1 protein-coding gene is annotated in these 671 nt (G+C 48.4%); it reads left to right on the top strand.

Annotated features, from left to right (window positions below):
* Positions 1 to 664: IS30 family transposase (locus IQ209_RS17975; RefSeq protein WP_193852539.1), on the top strand; the 664-nt coding region annotated here is incomplete at its 5' end.
* Positions 665 to 671: the final 7 nt, after the last annotated feature.

Raw genomic sequence — 671 nt, 5'->3', positions numbered from 1 at the left:
GCTAGAATGTCCGGAGATAGCACTCAGCCATACCACAATTTACCGGCGTATTCGTGAAAACCGTGAGGCAGGCGGCCTCTTTTATCAGCGTTTACCTCGCTTTGGTAAGACACGTTGGAAAGGCGGAAAACGGAAAGCGGGCCGGTGTCTAATCCCGAATCGGGTGGATATCAGCCAACGCCCCGTTATCGTTGAGAAACGTACCCGTATTGGGGATTTTGAAGGCGATACCATCTCTGGTCAGGGGGCTTATCTGGTGACATTGGTTGATCGCAAAAGCCGTTTATTACTCATGGCAAAAACGCAGGATAAAACGGCAGAAGTAGTTTGCAACACAATGAATACCTTACTGAATCGTATTTCACGTGTTCACACGATCACGCTGGATAATGGCGGCGAGTTCGCTCAGCATGAAAAAGTCAGTCAATCGACGAAAGCCCAAATTAATTTTGCCCGGCCTTATGCCAGTTATCAGCGGGGAACGAATGAAAATACCAATGGTTTAGTTCGTCGCCAATGGCCTAAGGGAACCGCTTTTGGCCCACTGACGGAGCAAGCTATCAGCGATATGGAATTGAGGCTGAATATGACACCAAGAAAGATTTTAAATGGGCTGACGCCAATGGAAGCCTATACCGGGCGCATGTTGCACTTATTGCGTTAATCCAGCG

The organism is Xenorhabdus sp. BG5 (genome assembly GCF_015163665.1).
Classification (GTDB): Bacteria; Pseudomonadota; Gammaproteobacteria; order Enterobacterales; family Enterobacteriaceae; genus Xenorhabdus.
This window is presented reverse-complemented; position numbering and strand designations above follow the sequence as displayed.